Source organism: Rhodococcus sp. MALMAid1271, from assembly GCF_049195265.1.
Classification (GTDB): domain Bacteria; phylum Actinomycetota; class Actinomycetes; order Mycobacteriales; family Mycobacteriaceae; genus Rhodococcoides.
In genome coordinates, this window is record NZ_JBMIRQ010000128.1 from 39,089 (window position 1) to 62,121 (window position 23,033).

Annotated in this window: 15 protein-coding genes; 6 read left to right on the forward strand and 9 right to left on the reverse strand. The window is 64.7% G+C overall.

Going from position 1 to position 23,033, the window contains the following annotated elements:
* Nucleotides 1-25: 25 nt before the first annotated feature.
* Together ACOQFP_RS25560 and ACOQFP_RS25565 are read right to left on the reverse strand one after the other, a co-directional pair.
* Complete coding sequence (locus ACOQFP_RS25560) at nt 26-1,624, reverse strand: ABC-F family ATP-binding cassette domain-containing protein (RefSeq protein ID WP_421585880.1); 1,599 nt, start codon at nt 1,622-1,624, stop codon at nt 26-28.
* Nucleotides 1,625-1,905: 281 nt separating this feature from the next.
* Nucleotides 1,906-2,376, reverse strand: a complete 471-nt coding sequence (locus tag ACOQFP_RS25565; protein ID WP_421585881.1) for a nuclear transport factor 2 family protein — start codon at nt 2,374-2,376, stop codon at nt 1,906-1,908.
* 169 nt (nt 2,377-2,545) lie between these two features.
* Here ACOQFP_RS25565 and ACOQFP_RS25570 point away from each other — a divergent pair, with 169 nt between their 5' ends.
* Nucleotides 2,546-2,797: a hypothetical protein gene (locus ACOQFP_RS25570; RefSeq protein WP_421585882.1), complete on the forward strand. Its 252-nt coding sequence runs from the start codon at nt 2,546-2,548 to the stop codon at nt 2,795-2,797.
* Between the two features lie 198 nt (nt 2,798-2,995).
* On the opposite strand, the gene ACOQFP_RS25575 is transcribed toward ACOQFP_RS25570, so the two are convergent.
* Nucleotides 2,996-4,222 (reverse strand): diguanylate cyclase domain-containing protein, encoded by a 1,227-nt coding sequence (locus ACOQFP_RS25575; RefSeq protein ID WP_421585883.1) that lies wholly within the window; start codon nt 4,220-4,222, stop codon nt 2,996-2,998.
* Nucleotides 4,223-4,349: 127 nt separating this feature from the next.
* On the opposite strand from ACOQFP_RS25575, the gene ACOQFP_RS25580 reads away from it, so the two are divergent.
* Genes ACOQFP_RS25580 through ACOQFP_RS25590 form a run of 3 tightly spaced genes read left to right on the forward strand, consistent with a single transcriptional unit; the run spans nt 4,350 to nt 6,707 of the window.
* Entirely contained in the window at nt 4,350-5,555 is a 1,206-nt protein-coding gene (locus ACOQFP_RS25580; protein WP_421585884.1) for an MFS transporter, read from the forward strand.
* Between the two features lie 14 nt (nt 5,556-5,569).
* Nucleotides 5,570-5,926, forward strand: coding sequence for an ArsR/SmtB family transcription factor (locus ACOQFP_RS25585; protein ID WP_206492617.1), 357 nt, complete (start codon nt 5,570-5,572; stop codon nt 5,924-5,926).
* A 49-nt stretch (nt 5,927-5,975) separates the two neighbouring features.
* The gene (locus ACOQFP_RS25590; protein WP_206492618.1) at nt 5,976-6,707 is read left to right on the forward strand and encodes a TetR/AcrR family transcriptional regulator; all 732 of its coding nucleotides are present in this window, start codon (nt 5,976-5,978) and stop codon (nt 6,705-6,707) included.
* Here ACOQFP_RS25590 and ACOQFP_RS25595 read toward each other — a convergent pair.
* The 3 genes from ACOQFP_RS25595 to ACOQFP_RS25605 all read right to left on the reverse strand — a co-directional run bounded on the left by ACOQFP_RS25595 (nt 6,680) and on the right by ACOQFP_RS25605 (nt 9,180).
* The gene (locus ACOQFP_RS25595; protein ID WP_421585885.1) at nt 6,680-7,648 is read right to left on the reverse strand and encodes an AurF N-oxygenase family protein; all 969 of its coding nucleotides are present in this window, start codon (nt 7,646-7,648) and stop codon (nt 6,680-6,682) included. The two genes, ACOQFP_RS25590 and ACOQFP_RS25595, sit on opposite strands and share 28 nt — an antisense overlap.
* A 119-nt stretch (nt 7,649-7,767) precedes the next feature.
* Nucleotides 7,768-8,181 (reverse strand): hypothetical protein, encoded by a 414-nt coding sequence (locus ACOQFP_RS25600; RefSeq protein WP_341245495.1) that lies wholly within the window; start codon nt 8,179-8,181, stop codon nt 7,768-7,770.
* A gap of 165 nt (nt 8,182-8,346) precedes the next feature.
* A complete protein-coding gene (locus ACOQFP_RS25605) occupies nt 8,347-9,180 on the reverse strand; it encodes a phosphatase PAP2 family protein (protein WP_421585886.1) in 834 nt (277 codons plus the stop codon).
* Between the two features lie 88 nt (nt 9,181-9,268).
* Here ACOQFP_RS25605 and ACOQFP_RS25610 point away from each other — a divergent pair, with 88 nt between their 5' ends.
* Together ACOQFP_RS25610 and ACOQFP_RS25615 are read left to right on the forward strand one after the other, a co-directional pair.
* The gene (locus ACOQFP_RS25610; RefSeq protein ID WP_421585887.1) at nt 9,269-10,150 is read left to right on the forward strand and encodes a sensor domain-containing diguanylate cyclase; all 882 of its coding nucleotides are present in this window, start codon (nt 9,269-9,271) and stop codon (nt 10,148-10,150) included.
* Nucleotides 10,151-10,302: 152 nt separating this feature from the next.
* Nucleotides 10,303-11,325, forward strand: a complete 1,023-nt coding sequence (locus tag ACOQFP_RS25615; protein WP_421585888.1) for a hypothetical protein — start codon at nt 10,303-10,305, stop codon at nt 11,323-11,325.
* 112 nt (nt 11,326-11,437) lie between these two features.
* On the opposite strand, the gene ACOQFP_RS25620 is transcribed toward ACOQFP_RS25615, so the two are convergent.
* Genes ACOQFP_RS25620 through ACOQFP_RS25630 form a run of 3 tightly spaced genes read right to left on the reverse strand, consistent with a single transcriptional unit; the run spans nt 11,438 to nt 22,820 of the window.
* The gene (locus ACOQFP_RS25620) at nt 11,438-12,112 is read right to left on the reverse strand and encodes a S1 family peptidase (protein WP_421585889.1); all 675 of its coding nucleotides are present in this window, start codon (nt 12,110-12,112) and stop codon (nt 11,438-11,440) included.
* Nucleotides 12,109-12,984 (reverse strand): cyclopropane mycolic acid synthase family methyltransferase, encoded by an 876-nt coding sequence (locus tag ACOQFP_RS25625; RefSeq protein WP_421585890.1) that lies wholly within the window; start codon nt 12,982-12,984, stop codon nt 12,109-12,111. The genes ACOQFP_RS25620 and ACOQFP_RS25625 overlap by 4 nt, the downstream gene beginning before the upstream one ends.
* The gene (locus ACOQFP_RS25630) at nt 12,984-22,820 is read right to left on the reverse strand and encodes an amino acid adenylation domain-containing protein (RefSeq protein WP_421585891.1); all 9,837 of its coding nucleotides are present in this window, start codon (nt 22,818-22,820) and stop codon (nt 12,984-12,986) included. The genes ACOQFP_RS25625 and ACOQFP_RS25630 overlap by 1 nt, the downstream gene beginning before the upstream one ends.
* Nucleotides 22,821-23,033 lie beyond the last annotated feature (213 nt).

The window sequence follows — 23,033 nt, forward strand, 5'->3', positions numbered from 1 at the left end:
GCTGACGTTTCGGGCTCTGCACCGATCACGCATCCCCGAGGTGCACGGCTGCCCAGCCACTCAAGTCTCTGAGCATTTGTCGGTCGTGTGTCGAAACAACGACCGCTGCGTCGGTGGCATCGAGGGCCTGGGTCAACTCGTCCACAAGCGCGATCGACAGGTGATTCGTCGGCTCGTCCAACAGTAGGGCATGTGGGCGACGAGCCAGTGCCAGAGCGAGCTCGAGTCGCCGCTGCTGGCCCATCGAGAGCTCACCGATGCGCTTGTTCATTTCCTTCGATCGCAGGAGACCCAGCGAGGACAATGCCACAGTGGCGGTGCTTCGGGTGCGAAAGTATTGCCCTGCTGAACATTCCAACGGCAGTGCCGATTCCTGTCGCAGCAGCGCCACACGTGCACCGGCCCGCGCCTGCACGTCTCCAGCCGTCGGAGCCAATTCTCGTGCCAGAACCGACAGGAGTGTGGACTTTCCTGATCCGTTGGGTCCGGTCACGACGTGCTTGGAACCCGCATCGAGTTTCAGCGAGACGGGTTGGCTCAATCGACCTTCCACCACTACGCCCTCGGCAACCAACAAACATCCGCCCACCCTGGACTCGATATCCGGAAAACACAGTCGTTGAGGCGGTTCGGGAACAGGAAGCAGCTGCCCTTCCAGCTCTTCCTTCCTGCGGTGTACGTTCCGTACGAGACCCCCGGCGCGCGTGGCGCGTTGATGCTTGCCCGCACCTTTACCCGGCTTCCAGCCGCTGACAAGTCTGTTCTGCGCCTTACTCAAATCCTCCTGCAGCTTGGCCGTCTCCGTCTGCTGCTGTCCGTACTCCTGCTCCCATCTGATCCGGACTGCGGCACGACCAGCTCGATAGTTCTCGTACCCGTCTCCATAAATGCGCGGACGGCCGTCCGGCGTCGGATCGAGATCCAGTATCTGCAGCGCTACATCGGAGACCAGAGCACGATCGTGACTGACCACGACGACGCCGCCGGCTCGCGTCCGAAGTTGTTCGGTCAGATATTCCAAGCCTGCTCGATCGAGGTGATTGGTCGGTTCGTCGAGGAGAAGAAAATCGTGGCCGCCTCCGAGCAGACACGCCAGTCGCACTCGATAGCGTTGTCCAACTGATAGTTCCGACAATGGACGAGATCTGTCGTTCACGGCACGGAGCCCGTCCAGCGCGATGTCGACTCGCCGTTCCGCATTCCAAGCATCGAGGGCCTCGGCGCGCTCGAGTGCTCCTGAGTACCTCTGCTCGGCACCGTCCAAGCCTGCGGCGAGATCTGCCGATGCAGTGTCGAGACTAGTCAGCGCCGCCGCTGATTCGGCGATGGATTCTCGAAGTATTTCTCCGACAGTGCGTTCGCTGGTGGTATGCATTTCCTGCTCGGCGACACCGATCGTCCCGACGCGTGAGACTGTACCGGAATCCGGCGTGAGACTCCCGGCCATGACATGCAGGAGGGTGGATTTGCCGCGTCCATTCTCGCCCACTATCGCCCATCGGGAGGCGGCGGTGACAGCGATATCGACACCACTCAGAACTGGTGAGCTCCTGCGGACGACATCGATGCCGGACGCGACGAGTTGCGCGTCGGAGCGCGCGAGTACAACTGCTGATTCAGGCATTGGATCTCCAAAGGGATAGCGCACCAGGAAAAGTGCGCACGAGTAGACGGCAAGAACCAAAGAATGGTCCGACACGACGGCATCGCCCAGCACCAGCATCCCTGGCGCTCGGCTGAGCCGAAGCACTCCGTCACTCGAAGATCAAATGCATGACGCGACGGTAACAGGCAGCATCGAATGCCCGCCACCGGTTTTCGGACGCGAGCCGATGAAGTTACCGAACCGCGTCGAGGATTCAGGCCAACACGGTGAACGTTCGGTGGGCTTTGCGCACGTACCGGTCAGTTCGACGGCTTCATATCGCCGAAATGACCGGTGCGCCAGACAACTTCGAGCTGCAGCATCGATATCCGCCAGCCGTCGACCGTCCGTTCGAGGGTCGCGGACACCACACCTCCTGCGGTGAAGGCGCGATCGTCGAGGTTGCCCGTCGGTCGGTCTTTCCAGATGTGTATCGCCACCAGGTTCGCTCGGAACCGGGCGCGGTCGTCCGCGATTGTGACGGTGTGGCCGGTGACCAGGTGCTGAGTGGCCTCGAACCTCGAGAAGTTATGCGCGTGCGTTCGACCGATTGCTTCAGGACCGACGGTGGTGGTGTCGTCTGGCCGGATGATCCGGCCGTCGTCACCGAACAAGCGGCGCAGATGCTCGGTATCGAACTCACGATCGTCGAGGCTACGAAAGTACTCGTTGACGACTGCCAACACGTGCTGATTATCCGACCACCGATCCGGTTCAGTCCCGCCCTGCATGCTTTCAGTGTCCCTCGCACAGAGCCCACTCGCAACGGCGCAACCACGCGGTACGGATTCCTCGAAGGTCCCTTGCCGACGCACACGACGCCATCCGATCTCGCGAATCGGACAAACGCGACCGAACGGTATATTGTGGCCATACCGACTGCACCACAGAAGGATCGACGTGTCGAACCAACGAACGTTTCGCGAGTACGTGATGACCGGCCCCTTGAGCAAGCAGTGCGGCGCAACCCGCGGTGACTACATCAACGCGCTGGCATTGGTGCCCGCAGTGGCGGTCGGCTTCGCCCTGGCGCACTTCGTGGTTCCTTCCGATTCGTCGACCCTGAGCATCGCAGTCGGGTGCCTCGGCGGCGCGATCACCGGCATCCTGTACCTCTACCTCGCATACCGAGTGGACTGCCGTCGAACCTGACCCGCCCGTTCTGCACAAGTGCATCGGACTGCCGAGATTACGAGGGAGCGGACATGCGATACGAGTACTCGACAATGACCGAGGCTTTGCGCAGTGAGCGATCTCCCGAACTCGCGGTCCAATCCGCGCCCTTCTGAAAACGCGCGCATCTGCGGCCGCAGCCCGGAATCCTGCACATCGCTGACAACCAGGCGAATCTCAGGCCCGCTTCGAGGAGTACATCCGCTCGTCCGCAATGCGAAGCAGCTTCTCGGGGTCGGTGGTCGGTTCCCAACTCCATCCGACGCTCACCGATACCGGAATGTCGGTGCCATCGATGTCGTAGGGGCCGGCTAGGTGGCCTCGAACTCGGTCGGCGAGTCGTTCGACGCCTTCGGCCGATCGTGCGCTGTGCAGCAGGGCGACGAACTCGTCTCCGCCGATGCGGCAGGAGATGTCTTCGGTGCGGGTGTTGTCCAGGATGCGTCGTCCGATCGCCGCGAGTACTCGATCGCCCACGACATGGCCGAATCTGTCGTTGATGGTCTTGAACGCGTCGATGTCCACGAAGAGCATTCCGACCGGCTGATCACCGGGCAACTGCGCGAGCTTGTCCAATTCGATCATCAGTCGTCGGCGATTTCCCAGTGAGGTGAGGTCGTCGATGAGGGCCTGGCGTTCGAGTCTCGCTTCGGCAACCTTGCGTGCGGTGATGTCTTGTATCTGCGCGATGATCACGTCGCCGGAGTCGCCGTCACGTACCACGGTCGCGTTGCGCTGCACCCAGATGGTGGCACCGTCCTTGCGGATGTACCGCTTCTCCGATGCGATGTTCGTCAGTGTTCCGTCTGCCAACGCCTTCAGATGTTCGTCGGCGAGAGGAATATCGTCGGGATGGGTGATGTCGCGGAAAGTCTTCTGCCGCAATTCTTCTGCGGTGTAGCCGAGTAGCTCGCACAGGGCTTTGTTCACCTGGAGCCAGCGTCCGTCGCGGGTCATCACGGCGTTTCCGATCGGGGCGTTGTCCATCACGTTCTGAAACAGCCGAATCGCACGGTCGCGTTCACGCTCGATCTCGGCGCGCGCACTGACGTCGACGACCAGAGCGGTGAAGCCGATGACGACACCGTCGACGATATCCGGCACGTAGGTGGCCTGGGTAACGCGAACGACTCCGTTGACGTCGATGAGTGTGCGGTCGAACTGCTGTTGCTCGCCGGCCAGGACGCCGGTGATGTAGGGCAGGTTCAGTTGGTAGAGGTCTTCTCCGAGGAGTTCACCGATGTGCTTTCCGACCAGATCCGATGGCTCGATACCGAAGTAGTCCGCGTAGACGCGGTTGGCGAAGACATTGCGTTGCGCGCTGTCCCAGTACCCGACCAACGACGGCAGCTGCTCGACTGCTCGACGCATCACCTCGTCCCATGTGGCGCGCTGCATGGTCATGAACACCTCGTTTGTGATGCCGATCGCGCAACGGTACCCGAACAGTCTCGCATCATGATCGCACGAGCACGCGATCATCCCGTTCCAATGAGTGCGCACGTGCGCACTCATATGTAGGGTGAATGTCATGCTTCGGGCCAACAACGCTTTCCGTCGCCTGTTCACCGCACAGGTCGTCGCGTTGGTGGGCACCGGGCTGCTCACGGTGGCTCTGGGGTTGCTCGCCTACGACATCGCCGGCAACTCCGCCGGTGCCGTGCTCGGCACCGCGCTTGCGATCAAGATGCTCGCCTACGTCTTCTTCGCACCCATCGTGTCCTCGGTGACGAGTGCGCTGCCCCGCAAGTTCGTGCTCGTCACTGCCGACGCCGTCAGAGCGCTGACGGCGATGGCGTTGCCCTTCGTCGATCAGGTGTGGCAGATCTACGTCCTGATCTTCGTTCTGCAGGCCGCGTCGGCAACGTTCACGCCCGCCTTCCAGTCCGTCATTCCGTCGGTGGTCCCCGATGTCCACCAATACACCCGCGCCCTGACGCTCTCCCGCCTCGCCTACGACCTCGAGTCTCTGCTGAGCCCACTGATCGCCGCAGCCCTGTTGACGGTCATCGATTTCCACCTGCTGTTCGTCGGCACCGCCGCGGGGTTCCTCGCGTCCGCTGCGATGGTCATCGGCACCGCTGTGCCCAATCACGCTGTCGCCGAGCACAACAGGCCGACCGAGGGCATCGCGATGTTCTTCGAGAACCGCGAACTCCAAGGACTTCTGGCACTGAACACAGTGGTGGCCGCCGCAACGGCGCTGGTGTTGGTCAACTCCGTGGTCTACGTTCGCGATCTGTTCGGCGGCGGGTCCAGCCAGCTGGCTATCGCTCTCGGGTTCTACGGCGGCGGCTCGATGATCGCAGCTCTGTTCATCCCGCGCGCCCTCGGATCCACGAACGATCGCGCCCTCATGCTCGCCGGAGCCGCGACCGCCGTGACCGGAACCGCCGCGGCAACACTGGTGGCAACTCTGCACGGAGGATCGGCCGGCTGGGTCGCCCTAGCCACGACGTGGACGATCCTGGGCGTCGGGACCTCGATGATCAACACGCCGTCGGCGAGAATTCTGCGACGTGAGTCCGACGAGAGCACTCGAACGTCGATCTTCACCGCGCAGTTCTCGCTCTCCCACGCCGCATTTCTCGTCACCTATCCGGTAGCGGGATGGGTCGGGGCGCACTTCGGCCAGTTCACCGCAGCGGCGGTACTGACAGGCTTGGCTACACTTGCGGCATTGTCCGCAGCACGCCTGTGGAGCCGCTCCCGACTGTCGGTGGTCGTCTCCGCGTAGGGAGACGACGTTCGATGCCACCGAAGAAGGAACCGCGCATCAGTCTCGACCATGCCGCCGAACCGGACTCCACCCGCCTTGCGACGGCGAGCGACACCTTTCGGATGCTGTCCGATCCCACCCGGCTGCACATCCTGTGGCTACTCGACCGCGGCCCCGCTGACGTCAGTGCGTTGACCACCGCCACCGGTACCTCGCGCACCGCGGTCAGCCAGCATCTGGCCAAGCTTCGATTCACCGGGCTCGTCGAGACCCGGCGCGAGGGCCGCAATGTCATCTACCGCCTGGCCGACGGCCACCTCGCCCGTCTGGTGCGGGAAGGGCTCAACTTCGCCGACCACAAGGTGACCGGCGAGCCCCCACACGAATAGCCGCAGTCACCGACGGCCCTCGCGAGGGCAAACGTGAGAACATGCAGCCATGAACGACGGTGGGTCACATCCCAAGGCCGATGGCCGCAAGAGGCGTTGGGAGCAGCACAACACCGATCGTCGACGCCATATCATCGAGGCCGCGATGACCGTTCTGGCCCGCGACATCGCCCCTGGTGAGCGTCTCACCACCGCGCAGATCTCGGCAGAGGCCGACGTGCATCGCACCGGGCTCTACCGGCATTTCAAGGATCGCACCGACCTCGACACCGCCATCCAGCGAGCCATCTGCGAGCAATTGTCTGCGGCGCTCGTCAGCTCGTTCGCGTTGACGGGCACTCCGCGTGATGTGGTGCATCGCGTCGTGAGTACCTATGTGCGCTGGGTTGCCGAACATCCGGCGTGGACGCGTTTCGTCGAGCAGGATGTCAGTGCCCAATCGCCGACGCCGCTCGAGGAGACCAATGCTCTACTGGCCGAGCAGCTGGAGGTCAGCGTCGCCGCGTTCCTCGCCCTCGTTCATGCCGATCTGTCCACCGACGACTGGTCGCTGGTGCGGCCGTGGGTGGCGGGCTTGGTTTCCGGCTGTATGGGGGCGGTGCGCAGTTGGAGCGGGCAGACCGAATCACGCACGGGTCTGGACCATTTCGCCACGTTCCTGGCCGACACCATCTGGCTTCAGGTCAAAGGGCTCGGCGCGTCCCGCGGGATTGCCATCCCGCAGATTCCGCTCGAAACCGTCCCCGTGGAGCGTCAGCCGAACGACGGCTCACTGCGATAGCGCGACGGGCGTCCGTCGATTCCGAGTGCGCGCCATACCCGTCGGGATACGCGGTTCATGAGTCCGAGTTTGTCGGCGAGCATCCGGACGTCACCGAATGTGTCGCGCAGCGCCTTTCGTGAGGTGTCGCTGTTCCACCAGACGGCGTCGACGACGTCGTCGGGGATCGCGAGATCGCGTCGCATCTGCTTGCTCGGCTTCATGATCATGTCGCACAGAATGCGCATCACGATGGGCATCAGGACCGAGATCGATGCCTTCTCGAATCGTCCGAGTCGGGGTGCCTTGTGCTCGAGATACTGATGAGCGAAGCCGATGTGCCGCGCTTCCTCGGCGATGTGGATCTGCATCACGCGCATCACCAGGGGGTGGCCGACGGCTCCGCTGCGCAGAATTCCCTTCTGCATGTGGTCGATCGGTTCCTCCCCGGCCAGGACGCCGACGAAGAATCCGAACGGTGCCGATCGGCTGGCGAACAGCGTGAGCACCGGTACCACCTTGCGGAACCAGGCGGGGCCGCCCGGCACGTCGATGCCGATGCGGTTGACGAGTTCCTGGAACATCTGGGTGTGGTGGCACTCTTCGGTGGCCTCGTGCGTCGAGTACCGAAATTCGGGTGAATCGTTGGGCAGGGTGAGGGCGTAGTGCATCAATCCGCTGATGAGGATCTGCTCGAACTGCAGGCCGACCTTGACCATGCTGGCCTGGCGATACATGCCGACGTGGATCTGCTGGTCGAGGGGAAGCGCCTTGTACCAGTCGGTGTGGCCGAGCGGATCCTCGTCGGGCAGGACCCAGCGTGGATCGTCGGGAACGATCGCGTACTCGGGGTCGTCCCACGGAATGTCGAGGAAGGCGTCGAAATGCTGGTGCACCGATGCCGTCGACAGCGAATGCAAGTTGTCTCGATAGCGAGTTCGTGAGTCGTCGACTGCAGTCATGGTGATCCTTCCGCCTGCCCCGAACAATCTTTACGCTACACAGCGTCACACATAAAACGAGTTAGTGCAACGGACCGTCGCAGATAGATCGAGATTTTCCGTCCGACACGACGAACTACTCAGCCCCACAGGAGCCGTTGCCCCACCGAGGCTTTCGTCGGACCCAGATCGAAGGTGGTGGCATCTGGCATCAGGTACGGGACGAGGACGCGCATCGCGTACTCGCGATGCTCGAGCAGAACCTCGAGATATGCGCCCGACGCCTCCTCGCCGGTCACGTCGGAGACGATGGCGTACGACCGCAGATCCGCAGCGACGGCACGCAGATCGTGGACGAGCTGCTCGTGCATCGCAGCATTCGATGCCCCGTCCCCTGCAGTCTGAAGTGGCGCGAGCAGCCGCTGCCCACCGGAGACGGCGTTGACGACGGCCACCGGGTGGAGCCCCCAGTTCTCGCTGATCCGTTCGGCCGCGATGTCGATACAGACGTCGAGCAAGTCGTCGAAATCCTGTTGGCACTCGATGCTCGTCACTTCTCGCCACTTCGTCATCAAGACCCCATCGTCGACCGACTACCCCACCTCTTGGACGGGCCGCGAGCGCAAACGGTTCCGGAAAGTCGTACATTCGTACAAATTTGCTGAATCAGCAAACAAATCTGCCATTGAACGCGCATTCGACTGGGCAGTCGAGAGATCTCACAGGGTGATTCGGTGCGCCGGCACTCCCTGGGTTGCCGACTCGCCGACGCTCCGGCCGTCGAGTCGATGCAGCACGTAGCTACCGAGGGTCACCGCGCACGCCGCGAGCAAGGTGCCTGCGCACACATCGGTCAGCCAGTGGACGCCGAGGTACATCCGCGTGCACGCAACGGCAGCGGTGACCGTGACGGCGAGGACGAGCAGCAGGGTTCGCACGGTGGTGGACCGCCCCGCCCCTGCCATGAGGGCGAGCATCAGTAGCAGGGCCGCTGTTCCCGTGACGTGCCCCGACGGGAACGAGGGATCGGTCTCGAGCATCAGCTGGATCGATTGCGGTGGCCGCTCACGGCCGACTGCCAGTTTGACGATCGTGCACAGTATCGAGGCCGAGCCGACGGTCACCAGCATCACCAGCGCGGGCCCGTACCGCTTCGTCCGCCACACCATGATCACGGCAATCACCAGGCCCAACGCGGCGGTCTCCGCAGGGCCACCGGCCGCGGTGAGCGCACTGGCCAGTTGCCCGAGCACGGGCGATCGATGGTCCACGAACCACTGAGCCACAGGCGCATCGGACCCGGTCAGCCAGCCGTTGCTGGATACCGCAAGGGCCAGAACCACAAATCCAAAGGCGTAACCGAGAGCGGAGAAGACCGTCGCACCGGTTCGGTCACCGCGGATCCGGCGAACCGTCCCGAGCACAACGAGGCCGACGGCGATGGCCAATCCCGCTGCCTCCACATCGGCACTGGCGAGTTCGGTGAACACTTCGGTGACCGTCGCGTGGACGGCGGATGTCGATGACGAGAGCAGCACGTGACCAGTGTGCATAGGTGCTCCTGAAGAACCGCTGAGAGCGAACCTTCCGTGGTGGGACTCGTGCGCCGGTGGGCTCGACACCACCTCGACTAGACTTCCGATGCGGGAAGGGGAGAGAGCGGGTCGGTGCGTCGTGGAGGAACACTGGTACCGGCGCATATTCGCCTCCAGCCCCGTGGCGCAGGCTCTATCCGACGCCAATGGATTGTTCGTCGATGTGAACACCGCCTACTGCGAACTCGTCGGCTTGTCCTCCTCGGAACTGCTGGGTCGATCCGCGACGGTGCACACGCACCCGGACGACCTCCCGCTCCACGGCAGCGTCGAGGATCTGATGGCTGCCGGGACGGCCGCGGACAAATCCGTGAAGCTCGAGGTGAGGTTCGTTCGACCGAACGACGAGATTCGCTGGGTTCTACTGACTCTGGTTCCTTTCACCGGGCCGTCCGATGCCGAGTGGACGCTCGCCGCCGCTCTCGACATCACCGAACGCAAGGAAGTCGAGGACGGCATCCTGCATGCGTCCCGAACGGATCAACTGACCGGGGCTCTCAATCGTCGCGGCTGGTCGGACTACGCGGTATCCGTCGTCAAGGAAAATTCGGTCGACACTGCCATCGCGGTTCTCGATCTGGACCACTTCAAACAGTTCAACGACAATTTCGGCCACGCAGCCGGCGATGCGTTGCTCCGCGACTTCGCGTCGACTGCCCGTCACTGCATCGGCGACGATGGACTCTTGGCACGATGGGGCGGAGAGGAATTCGTGATCACTCTCCGCAACTGCGACCGTCGTGGTGCTCTTCGATCACTCGAGGCTCTTGCAGCCGCCACGACAAGTTCAGGGGTGACGTTCTCCGCCGGGTACACAGTCCAGCGACCGAACGAAGGTCTTCGCAACACACTCGACAGAGCCGACGCACTGATGTTTCAGGCGAAACGCGCCGGCCGCAACCGAATGGTCACCGACGCGCCTCACTGACACGGGCGATCTGTTCGCCGCCACTGAATACGTTCCGGCGCATCCCCATCCCCATGCAAACACCACGGTTGCGGGGTCGAGCATCGCTCCCCAGCAGCAGGTAGTACGGCGAAAGAAGGACGTTGGACACCAAAGTCCGGCATGATGTAGTGATGACTACCAGCGTCTTGGCTGCTTCGGAGTCGGGTGTGTCCGCAATTGCGTTGTGGACCTTGATCATCGCGGTGGTCGCTGCAATCGGTGCCGCGTGGGCGGCGCTGAGCGTGCGCCGCGTCGGATCGAACGAGGATGTCATCTCCCGGGAGTTGGCGGCGTTGCACACCGCCGTCGACCGTCAGGTGCGTCAGTCGAGCGAGAACGACTCGTGGAATCGCGACGAGGTCACCGCACGGTACCAGGAGTTGCTGTTCGCCCTGTCGAATGTGGATCGGGTTGTGGCCGAAGATATTTCAGCCGCGGTGGTGTCGACCCCGGTGGGTGATCTGGGTGCGGCGACGCGGTCTCTGAACAAGGCCTACGACCAGTTGAATCTGGCGCTCACCGCGGCACTCGTGGTTGCTCGCAGACGCGTCCACCCGTTGGCTTTGGAGCTGTCGACGGGTATCGATCGTCGAGTGTTGACCCCGCTGGCGCCCCAGTCCGGGATCCCCGCTCCCGCACACGAACGCCTGCAGAGCGAGCATGCGTACATCAAGAAGATGCACTCACTGCTGCTCCAGGCGATGCGTGCTGATCTGGGTCTGCTCGATCCCGGCATCGAGGCAACACTGATCTTCACCACGAAAGAAGTCGAGTCGGGTGCGCTGGCCGATCGGTCGACGGCGGCTGGGCGCAGCGGCGTGCAGCTGATCAATCTGCTCGAGGATTTCGGTGTGATGCCGTTGCTCGGCGCGGAGGACGACTACGTGATGTCCGACGAGCTGCTGGGCCAGTGCGAGGTTCTCTACAGTGCAGTGAGCGCGACCTTCGAGGCGGTGATGCGCCACATCGGCGATGAGATCCACCTGGCGATTCGTCCCGATCTCACCGACGAACGACTCGATGAGATCTACGAGATCGCCGTCCGGCTGGTCGAAGCCGGATTACGCGGCAACATCCACCGCAGGGACGGACTCGACGGGAGCAGCCTGTTCCTCATCGAGCCGAGCCATCGCGCCGGAACCGACCCGGTGTAGCGGGGCGTGCCCTATCCGCCCTGCGCCCGGACCCCAGCGTCCACTATCGAACACCATCGGCGGAATCCCGCGGCCGAGCCACGATCCTGAACACCGAGGTTCGGTAACCGAGCTACACCGGCCGAAATCCTGCTCCAGGCGCTCCGGATACGCCCAGCAACCGCAGCGATTCCACTGCCGATGCATACGCGGTGGGGGTCACCAGTGGTGCGCCGGAGGCGTGACTGGCGATGCCGACGAGTGTGGTTCCGACTACGAGCGGCCCACCGGAGTCGCCCCAGACGGTGAGTGCGTCGGACATCAGATCGCTGCCCCGCGTTTCGGTGATCCTGCCGCAGGTCAATCCGCTGCCGAGTCCGGTTTTGCAGACAGGTTGACCCACCGCGCCGGGGCCGATGTCCGTCACGGTGATGCCGCCCAGGCTGGAGACCGGCGTGACGGCGGCCGGATCGAGAACGATGACACCGTAATCCGGCCCCCAATGCCCGACGGCCGTGGTGCCGACCGGCGCGCTCGGCGATCCGACGAGAGTGACGGGTAGACCTGCGCGGAGGACGCAATGACCTGCGGTGAGGGCAACGAGCCGTCCAGCGTCGTCGTATCCGACGGCAGCGATGGAGCAGAGGGTGAGGTCGTCGAGGCCTCCGGTGGTGACGAAGCCGGTTCCGGGCCCGACGACGGGCAGAGGTGCCGCGGCAGCGGTCCCGGCCGACATCGTCGTGCCCGCGAGGACCAGGCCCGCGAGCACGCCGATCAGTCGCAGCAGCGGTCTACGTCGGGGCTTCATGATCGCGGCTCCTCTGCTGCCGCGAGCGTGAACTGCACGACGTTGATGCGTGAATTCTTGAATCGTTCCGAGCATCCGGTGAGGTACTGGACGTATTTGTCGTAGGTCGCTTCCGAGGACAACGCGATCGCCTGCTCGCGGGCCGCGATCAGCTTCTCGGCCCAGGTGTCGAGTGTCCGGGCGTAGTGCGGCCCCAGTGCGTGCTCGCGGAGCAATTCGAACCCGGCCTCAGCCGCTTTCGCTTTCACCACCTTGACCAGTGTCAACTGTCCACCGGGGAAGATATCGCGCAGGATGAAGCGTGAGAAGTGCGCGTCCTCGCGGGTGAGACCGCCGCCGGAGGCCGGGTCAGGCGGCGTTATGACGATGGTGTGCAACAGCATTCGTCCACCAGGCTGCAGCACCGAGCGGCACTTGGCGAAGAACGCGGAGTATCGCTGGCGTCGAAAGTGCTCGAAGGCACCGATACTGACGATCCGGTCGACGGGTTCGTCGAACTCTTCCCAGCCCTGCAAGCGGATGTCGACGACGCGGTCGGTCGGCAGATCGGCGACGACCCTGCGGGCGTGGTCGTGCTGATTTCGGCTCAGGGTCAGGCCGATGACGTTGACGTCGTATTTCTCCACCGCCCGTTTGGCGAGGGCTCCCCACCCGCAGCCGATGTCGAGCAACGTCATCCCCGGCTTCAGGTCGAGCTTGCCGAGCGCCAGGTCGATCTTGGCGGTCTGTGCCTGCTCGAGCGTCATGTCCTCACGCTCGAAGTAGGCGCAGCTGTAGGTCATGCTCGGATCGAGGAACAGCGCGAAGAACTCGTCCGAGAGATCGTAGTGCGCTCGAACGTCGTCGACGAAGGGCTCCAGTTGTTGGTTCATCACGCCACACCCTTCCCTACTGCTTCGGTGCCGATGACTCGGCCCAGTACGCGAGCACCGCGCTCGCTCAGCATGTCTTCGTGGTCTGCATCGACCCGGTGAATCGAGATACGGCCGTCGGCGAAGTCCGTCCACTGCTCCGCGCCGTGTGAACCGCGAGCGGCGAGGTAGTGCACGGGCCCCTCGAACACGGCCGGCTGGTACGACGCCACCCAGCTCGGGGCCGAGACGACGGGCCGGAACATGCGCTGCAGATGCTCTGCGGTGAGGAAGGCCAATTCGCTTCCCGTGCTGTGCAATCGATCCACGATGGCCTCGAACGAGTCGCCCTCGACCCCGAGTTGCGCGGCGAGATCGCCGATCTCGAACTCGGTGGTGCCCTCCGGCTGCGTGAGCTGTGCGTCGACGAGCGCGAGCAGGGCCACGTCCTCGCCGTCTGCCTGCAGCTTCGTGGCCACGGCATGCGCGATGACGCCGCCGAGCGACCACCCGAGCAGGTGGTAGGGCCCGTGGGCCTGAACCGCTCGAATCTCGCGCACGTATCTGGCGGCGAACTCCTCGATCGACGACGGTGCGGCGTCACCGTCGTCGATTCCCGGATCCTGTAGTCCGTACACGGGCCGGTCGGTCTCGGCGAGCAGCGACAGGTAGCTCCACGCGATTCCGATGGCCGGGTGCACGCAGAACAGCGGGGCACCGATGCCCTCGGTTCGGAGCGGAAGCAGCACATCGAATGCGTTGCTCGACGGCATATCTCCCGCATCGAGCTGCCCTGCCAGCGCCGCGACTGTCGGGTGCATCAGCAGCATGCCGACCGGAATTCGGCGGCCGAGGCGGTCGCCGAGTGCATCCATCACCTGCACCACCGACAGGGAGTGCCCGCCGAGGTCGAAGAAGTTGTCGTCGATTCCGATGTGTTCGGCGGGTATGCGCAGTACCTCCGAGAACTGGGCGTGCACCAGCAGCTCGTTCGGTGATACCGGCGCGCGGCGCTCGCTCGACATCACCGACGGTGTCGGCAATGTGCGTACATCGACCTTGCCGGACAACATCATCGGCAGTGCATCGACGACGGTGACGGTACCGGGCACCATGAATGCCGGCACCGCGGCGGCCAGAAAGTCGCGGACCGACCGCGGCTCGACCGGTCCCACCACGTAGGCGGCCAACGAATGCGCGTGCCCGATCACGGCGGCCTGGAGCACATCCGGGTGCCGCAGCAGCGCCGCCTCCACCTCGGCCAGCTCGACGCGGTGGCCGCGAATCTTGACCTGCGAGTCCACTCGGCCCAGATATTCGAGTTCGCGGCGACCGTCGCGCATCACCCAGCGCACCAGGTCACCTGTTCGATACAACCGACCGTCGCCGAACGGGTTGGCAACGAAACTGCCTGCCGTCATGCCGGTTTGACCGACGTATCCCTCGGCCAGACCCAGCCCGCCCAGGTAGAGCTCTCCCACCACGTTGTTCCCCACCGGGCGCAGCCGCGCATCGAGCACCACCGCGTCGTAGCCGAGGGTGGGTACGCCGATCGTGACCGGCCCCGACGCCTCGCTCTGGCCCCAGCCGCACAGGTCGGTGGTGCAGGTGCTCATGACGGTTCCCTCGGTGGGGCCGAAGGCGTTGAACACCGAGCGATGCTGCGACCATCGCTGCAGCAGAGCAGAATTGACCGCCTCTCCCGCCATGATGACCACCCGAAGCGAGGGCGTGGCCTCCGCATCGGTCACCTGCAGAACGGTCGGTGTGAGGCAGGCGTGGGTGACCTCGTGTCGTTCGATCAGCGCCTCGAGGTCTCGGCCTCCGTGCACCTCGGACGGCACGATCACCGAGCAGGCACCGGATCCCACGGCCAGCAGGGTTTCGAAGATCGAGGCGTCGAAACTCGGTGAGGCGAACTGCAGCACTCGCGACTGCGGTTCCACGCCGAACAGGTCACGTTGGCTCTGCACCAGGTTCGCGATGCCGCTGTGCGTCACCCGCACCCCTTTCGGGATGCCGGTGGAGCCGGAGGTGTAGATGACGTAGGCGACGCTGCTCAGCGGCGGTCGACGCACCTCGAACCGGTCGAGCTCGTCCCCGTCGACCGTGTGCCAATCATCACCGGCCAGCGGGAAATCCCCGGCCGAGATTCCGGTGACCGGGGCGGCGTCGCCCAGGATCTCCTGTATCCGCGCAGCAGGCTGATCCGGGTCGATCGACAGAAAGCCGGCACCGGCTTTGGCGACGGCCCATACCGCCGTATCGCGGTGCGCCGATCGTGGCAGCGCCACCGTGACCAGATCTCCCATCTCGACGCCCGAGCGAACCAGCCGCTCTGCCAGTGCATTCGACCGCCGATCCAGCTGGCGGTAGGTCAGTGACCTGGCGCCGTCGATCACGGCGACGTTCCCGGGCCAGGCCGTCGCCGCCTGCTCGAGCACCGCGGCCAGGGTGTATTGCTCGGGCGCGCTGTCGCGGCGGGTCACCATCGCCGCTGCACCCTGCGCGAAGTCCGCGCTGCCGAGCGTGATGTCCGGGGTGGTCGCCACCAGGTGCAGCACAGCGGCGAGGCGCTCGGCGAATCCTTCGATCACGGGGCGGGAGAACCGGGTAGCGGCATACCCGAGGCGTCCGGTGAGTCCGGCCTCGGACTCGTCGACGACGACCTCGAGATCGAATTGCGTCTCGGTGATGTCGACGCGGCGCGGGGTGATGTAACCGGACTCGAGTTCCATGGTGGGAGTTTCGGTGTCCCCGAACGCGAGCAGGACCTGAAAGAGCGGGTGAGTGTCGACGGCACGCGCGGGTTGCACTGCGTCCACCACCCATTCGAACGGAACGTCCGAGTGAGCGAACGCGTCGAGGTCTCGGTTGCGTACCTCGATCACGAAGTCCTCGAACGTGATCGACGGATCGACGTCGGTCCGCAGTACGACGGTTCCGACGAACATGCCGACGAGGGGATCGAGCAAAGGGTCCGCTCTGCCGGATACCGGTGTTCCGATGGCGATGTCCCGGGTGCCACTGGCTTCGGCGAGCACGGCGGCCAGCGCAGCATGGACGACGACGAACACCGTTGCGCCCACACGATGTGCGAGCGAACGAAGTCGAGCGAGGTCTTCGGGGCCGAGGGTGAACGGCACCGGCGTCGCCTCGTGCGCGGCATCGGGGATGCCGGTCGGAAGTTCGAGGAATTCGGGTACTCCGGCGAGGGTGCGCCGCCAGAATTCGAGTTGCTCGGAGGCCACCGCGTTCAGCACGTCCTGCTGCCACAGTCGATAGTCCGAGTACTCGACCGTCAGCGCATCGAGCTGCGGAGCCGAGCCGGACATTCGGGCCAGCAGCGCGATCTCGATGTCTCGGGCCAGTGGGCGTAGAGAGAGTCCGTCGATTGCGATGTGGTGTGCGACGACGGTGAGCGTGCGCTCACCGCCCCGTTCGGCGCACGCCAGTCTCAGCGGCGCTTCGACGGTCAGGTCGAAGCCGTGCAGGGTCGACGCACCGGAGACCGCGTGCGCATCGTCCATCGTCGACAGCACGATCTGTGGATCGAGCACGACGGTGGCGGGCCCCTCGCCGGTGGAGGGGTACACCGTGCGCAGCGGTGTGTGCCGCTCGAGCACATCGGCGATCGCAGCGCGGAGGACGGCGAGGTCGAGGTCCGCCGGCAGCGGTACCTCGAAGGCGATGTTGTAGGCGACCGAGGCCGGATCGTATCGATTCTGCAGCCAGATTCGACGCTCCGCCGGTGCCAGGCCGGGGTAGGAACGAGCATCTGGGCGATGCACCAGGGCGGGCAGCGGGATGTGGTTCTCCGAGAGCGTCTCCACTGCCGAGGCGAGCAGTGCCGCGGTGGGTGACTCGAAGAGGGTCCGTACCGGAACGCCGATACCGAGCGCCGCACCGATCCGGGTGGCAGCACGCGTCGCGGCGAGCGAGTCTCCTCCCAGGACGAAGAAATTCGCGTCGACGGCCGGGGTCTCTATCCCCAGCGTGTCGGCGAAGATCCCGACAATGACGTCCTGCGCCAATGTCCGTGCGGCAGCCGGATCGTCGACGGTTGGCTCCGGCTCGGCCAATGCCGCCACATTCACCTTGCCGTTGGCCGTCAACGGAATTGCGTCGACGCGGGTGATGACGGCCGGCATCATCGACAGGGGTAGGCGTTCGAGTAGCCACTGTGCGGCGTCGTGTTCGTCGATTCCCACCACCCAGGCGAGAATTCTGTTCTCCCGCACTGCCGCCGCGACACCGCGCACATCGGGGTGCGCGAGCAGCGCAGATTCGATGTCTCCCAGCTCGATTCGCACACCACGGATCTGTACCTGGGAATCCCGCCGACCCCGGTAGTCCAGCAGACCCGACGCACCCACTCGCACCAGATCTCCGGTTCGGTAGAGCCGGGCACCTGCCTGGCCTGCGACGAACCTCTCGGCCGTTGCCGCTGTGCTGCCGCCGTATCCACGCGCCAACCCGGCACCGCCGAGATACAGTTCCCCGATTCCCCCGGCCGGGACCGGCTGCAACCGGTCGTCGAGCACGAATGCTCCCACGTGATCGAGCGGTCGACCGATGGTGACGGGCTCACCGGCGCGCAGGGATTCGGCCAGCGTGGCCACCACGGTCGCCTCACTGGGTCCGTAGGCGTTGAGCATCGAGCGTTCGGTCGCCCAGTGTTCTACGACGCTCGAGCTCAGTACGTCTCCTCCGACGGCGACGGTCTCGATACCGTCGGTCGGTGGAACCGTCGCCAGTACCCCGGGTGTGGAGAGGTAGTGGGTGACGCGATGCTCGGTGAGGAAGTTCGACATCTCGTCTCCACCGAGCAGGTCGGGCGGTGCGATGACCATCGTCGCGCCGGCCCCGAACGCCAGCACGAGTTCGAGAACGGCTGCATCGAAGTTGACCGAGTACCCGTGCAGTACACGTGAACTCGACGTCACGCCGTATCGGGGGACGACCTGGTGCGCGAGCGCGTGAACGCCCTGGTGCGTCACCACGACGGGCTTGGGGGTGCCCGTCGAGCCCGAGGTGTGGATCACGTAGGCCGGGTGTGCGGGTCGCAGAGTTCCCAGGCGGTCGGCGTCGGTCAGTGGCTCGTCGCTCAACATCTGCGCCTGGCTCTCGTAGAGCCAGTTCACTCCTGGCTCCAGCCCACCGAATCCCAGGTCGATGGGTGCGAGCATCTGATCCCGACGAAGTGCCGGGTAGCGCGGATCCACTGGCACGAATGCGCCGCCTGCCTTCACCACCGCCCACAGGGCAATGATGTATTCGGCCGAGCGCTCGAGCGAGAGGGCGACGAGCGTTTCCGGCCCGACGCCGTGGCCGATCAGCAGCCTCGCGATCCGGTTCGAGCGGCGATCGAGCTCGGCGTAGGTGAGCGACTGCAGACCGTCGATGGCAATGGCATCGCCCGAAACGCGTGCAGCGCAGCTCAGTACGTCCAGCAATGTTCCGTGCCCCGGCGCTGACGGCTGGGCCGGTTGTTCGGCGAGCGGGAGGTCGCCGACGACGGAGCTCGGGTCTGCGACCGCGGCGTTCAAGACCGTGTGAATCGTCGACGCGAACTGTTCGACGGTGCTCTGCTGGTACAGATCGCGCGCGTATTCGATCTGTCCGGCCAGACCGGTCGCGTCACTGAGTCCGGCCGATTCACCTGTCCCGTCCTCGAGGACGATGTTGAGGTCGAACTCGGAGGTGCGGGTGGGGATCTCCAATACCGATACCGGCAGGTCCTCGGCCGATCGGTGCGGCGCATTGTCGAAGGCCAGCATCACTTGGAACAGTGGATGCCTGTCGAGGTTTCGGTCGGTGACCAGGGCGTCGACGATGCGCTCGAAGGGGATGTCTGAATGGGAGAAGGCGTCGAGATCTGCGGTGCGTACTGCGCGCAGTAGGTCTGCAAAACTGCCGGACGGGTCCACTGTGACTGCGAGAGGCAGGGTTCCGACGAACATCCCGACCATCTCGTCGAGCGCTTCGTGTCCTCGCCCTGCGGACGGAGACCCGATCACCACGCGGTTCGACGCCCCGAATCGGCTCAGTGCGGCCGCCACCGCAGCATGAACGACCATGAAGGTGGTCGAGTTGGTCGATCGAGCGAGCTCTCGAATTCCCAGGTGCAGTTCGGAACCGATCTCGAAGGGAACGACGCCCGTGGTCATCGATTGCACAGCGGGCCTCGGGTTGTCCGTGGGCAGCTCCGCTACAGCGGTCTCGCCGGCACCCGCCGAGTCACCGAGGACCGTGGTCCAGAACGAGAGTTGCGTGTCGGCAACGGAGTCCACGTACGCTCGGTTCCACACGGCGTATTGACTGTATTGCGCGCGCAGGCGTGGCCACGTGGGCGCGTGGCCGGCGCTGCGCGCGGCGTGTGCGATGGCGAAGTCTCGTACCAGTGGGTCGATCGACCACCCGTCCATCGAGATGTGGTGCACCACGATCACGACGACGGTGTCGCCGGTGTCGTCCACGCTGAGCAGCGTTGCGCGGATGGGCACTTCCGCGGATACGTCGAATCCCTGGGATGCGGTTTCTGCCGCCGCAGCGTCGAGATCGCGTTCCGAGACATTCCGCGCGGGTACGTCGGCGAGGACGGTGTCGGTGGGCCGGACCACTTGTCGCGGGCCGTCGCCGTCGTCCGGGTAGTACGTGCGTAATGCTTCGTGTCGATCGGCGACGTCCCGCAGAGCCGTCAGAACCACTGTGGCGTCGCTGTGTGCACCGACGCGAATGGCGATCGGCATGTTGTATGCGGGCGATGCGGGATCGAACTGGTTGAGAAACCACAGGCGTTGCTGCGCGTAGGAGAGCGGGATGCGGCCCGGCACGAAGGTATCGAGCAGTTCGAGCGATACCTCCCGGGCAGCGGACGAGTCGACTGCTGCCGCGATGGCGCGCACGGTCGGTTCGGCGAACAGTGCGGTCAGCGAGACTCCGGAATCGAGACGTGCGAGAACTCTTGTGGCGCTGAGCGAGTCACCACCGAGCTCGAAGAACGAGTGCTCGCGGCCTACCCGCTCGACGCCGAGGACATCTGCGAACACGGCGGCCACGCTGCGTTCGGTATCGGTCTGCGGTGCCACGTATTCGGTGTGCGTCGTCGCGGTGGGGGCCGGCAGTGCGCGGCGGTCGATCTTTCCGCTCGCGGTGGTCGGCAGTGCGTCGAGTGCGACGATGTGGCCGGGAATCATCCACGTGGGCAGTCGGTTTCGAAGGTAGCTGTCCAGCCCTGCCGGGTCGCCGGTGACGTAGAGGACAAGTCGGTTGTCGTGAATCGTCGCCGCGGCTGCGGTCACCGCCGGGCATGCCGATGCTGCGGCTTCGATTTCCCCGAGTTCGAGTCTCCGCCCGTTCAGTTGGATCTGTTGGTCGCTGCGTCCGAGGTATTCGACGGAGGACCCGTCGACGGCCCACCGGACGATGTCGCCGGTGCGGTAGAGCCGCGCTCCGGCCTGGCCCGGGTCTGCGACGAACCGCGCCGCGGTGGTACCGGCCTGTCCGTCGTATCCACGGGCTAGTCCGTCGCCGCCGAGATACAGCTCCCCGACGCCGCCGTGCGGAGTGGGCCGCAGCTGGGCGTCGAGCACCAGCGCGCGGATGCCCGGTAGGGGCGCGCCGATGGTGACGCGGTCGCCGGGCTGCATCGGGTTCGAGACCGTGGCCAATACTGTCGCCTCGGTCGGTCCGTAGGCGTTGAGCATCCTCCGTTCGGCGCAGACGAACCGGTCGCGCAACGACGGAGGGCACTGCTCTCCGCCGACGTCGAAGACTTCGACGGATGCGAGATCGTCCGGGTCGAGGGTCGCCAGCACGGTCGGCGAGGTGATCAGATGTGTGATCTTCTCGCGGTCCAGCAGTTGGGCGAGGGCGGGCCCGGCGTAGACATCGGCCGGGGCGATGACGAGTGTGCCGCCCGCAGCGAAGGCGGCCAGAATTTCCTGGAGGGACGCGTCGAACACCGGTGAGGCCACGTGTAGGACGCGTGAGTCGGCGGTGACGGCGTATCGATCGACCACGTTGGCTGCCAGTTGCGCGAGTCCTCGGTGGGTAACGCTGACAGCCTTGGGTTTACCGGTGGATCCCGAGGTGTGGATGACGTAGGCCTCGTTGTCGACGTGCACCCGAGGCGGGGTGAACGCCGTCGGTTCGGCGTCGAGCAGGTCCTCGATGGCGAACCAGCGCACGGTACTCGGAAGTTGTTGCAGCGCAGTTCGAGTGGTGATGCCGTATTCGACGCCGGCGTCTGCGAGCACTGCGGCGAGCCGTTCGGCGGGTTCGGTGGGGTCGACGGGCACGAACGACGCTCCGGCAGTCGAGACTGCCCAGGCGGCCGAGACGGATTCGTACGAACGTTCCAGGGCGACGGCCACCCGCGTCTCGACCCCCACACCGTTCGATATCAGTTGTGCGGCAATATGTTCTGCAGCATCCGTGAACTCTGCACTGGTTCGTTCGATATCTGCTGCCCGCACTACCGCGCCGCTCGCCAGCATCGAGGGCAGCAGTGTGGGGATGGCCGTGGCAGCCGGATGCGCGCCGATCAACGCGCCCTTCTCCTCCGGGTCCAGCACATCGAGTTCGGCGACGGTGAGCCCCTCGGGTGCACTCACCAGCGCACGCAGCAGCACCAGGAAGCGGCGGTGGTGGGCGGCGAGCTCATCGGTGGTGTAGAGGGCGGGGTTGCCGAGGAAGTCGACGCGGGTGCTGGTACCTGCGACTCCGGGGTAGACGTTGACCATCATGTCGTCGATGGGCCCGCTGGACAGTACCCGGTATTCGCCGATGACGTCGCCGAGCCGAATTGTGCTGTTGTACATCATGATGTTGACGGTGGGGCCGAACACGCCTCGTCCAGCGGCGGCACTGTCGGCACCTTCGCCGGTCGCTCGCTGCATGTCCTCGACGCGGAATCGCTGGTGGCGCAGTGCGCCGGTGAGTTCCACTTGTATCCGTCGGAGCAGTTCCTCGACGGTGACGCCCGGTTCGACGCCGATGCGAAGGGGCACGACATTGGACATCATGCCCGAGGATTCGCGCAGTTTGGTGGTCGCGCGGCCCGAGACCGGCAAGCTGAGCATCGCGTCTTCGGTGTCGGTCATGCGTGCGAGGTACAGCGCGAACGTGGCGAGCACAACAGGGACGTCGGAGGAGTTGTACCGGTGTGCCACTTCGGCTACGGCTGCGGTGAGGTCTGCGTCCAGGACGGCACCCACGCTGACGCTCACTCCGCTCGGTGCGGCATGTGTGTACGGGGAGCCGGCCAGTCTGGGGGCTTCGAGGTGGCCGTCGAGGCGTCCCAGCCAGTACTGGCGGTCGGCGTCGTAGCGCGAGGAATGGGGGTACGCGGCCTCGTAGTCGTAGATTTCCCGCACGCCGATGGCACGGGTTTTCGGGATTTCGGTGCCTTCCACCAGCGCGGTGTACGCCGCAGCGGTGCCTTCTTGGACGGAGATTGCGCCGAGTCCGTCCATGACGATGTGGTGGGCACGGCTGTACCAGTAGTAGTGACTGTCGCCGACCTGGATGATGTCGGAGGCGATCAGTTGGTCTCGCAACAGATCTACGGGTCGACGGTACTGCTCGTTCATGTAGCGCTGGGCATCCTCGATGGGATGCTCGCGGTCTCGGAAATCGCGGTAGATCATCGCGTAGGGGACGCGGAGGTCTGCCCACTGGTAGGGAACACCGTCCTGCAGTCCGATCCGCACTGCGGGCGATTCGAGCCGTCGGCATGCGATGTCGGTGGCGCGAATCAACACGGATGGGTCGATGTCGCCGTGAATCTCGACGTATTGAGCAATGGTGAACGGCACATCCGGTGCCAGCTGCTGGGCGAGATAGATATTCATTTGAGCAGCGGACAAAGGAAAGCGGCCGTCCTCTAGCGGCTCACCGGCCTCTGGCGACACTCACGGACCTCCTCAACGCACACGCCCCGACGGCATCGATTTCGGCTGGCACGCCGCCCAGCAACGTTGAACCACATCGCTCGTTACAAACTAGTCGACCCGGTGTGAATGCTCTACCTGGATAGGGGTTACCTCAGCCCTCCCAACAATGGT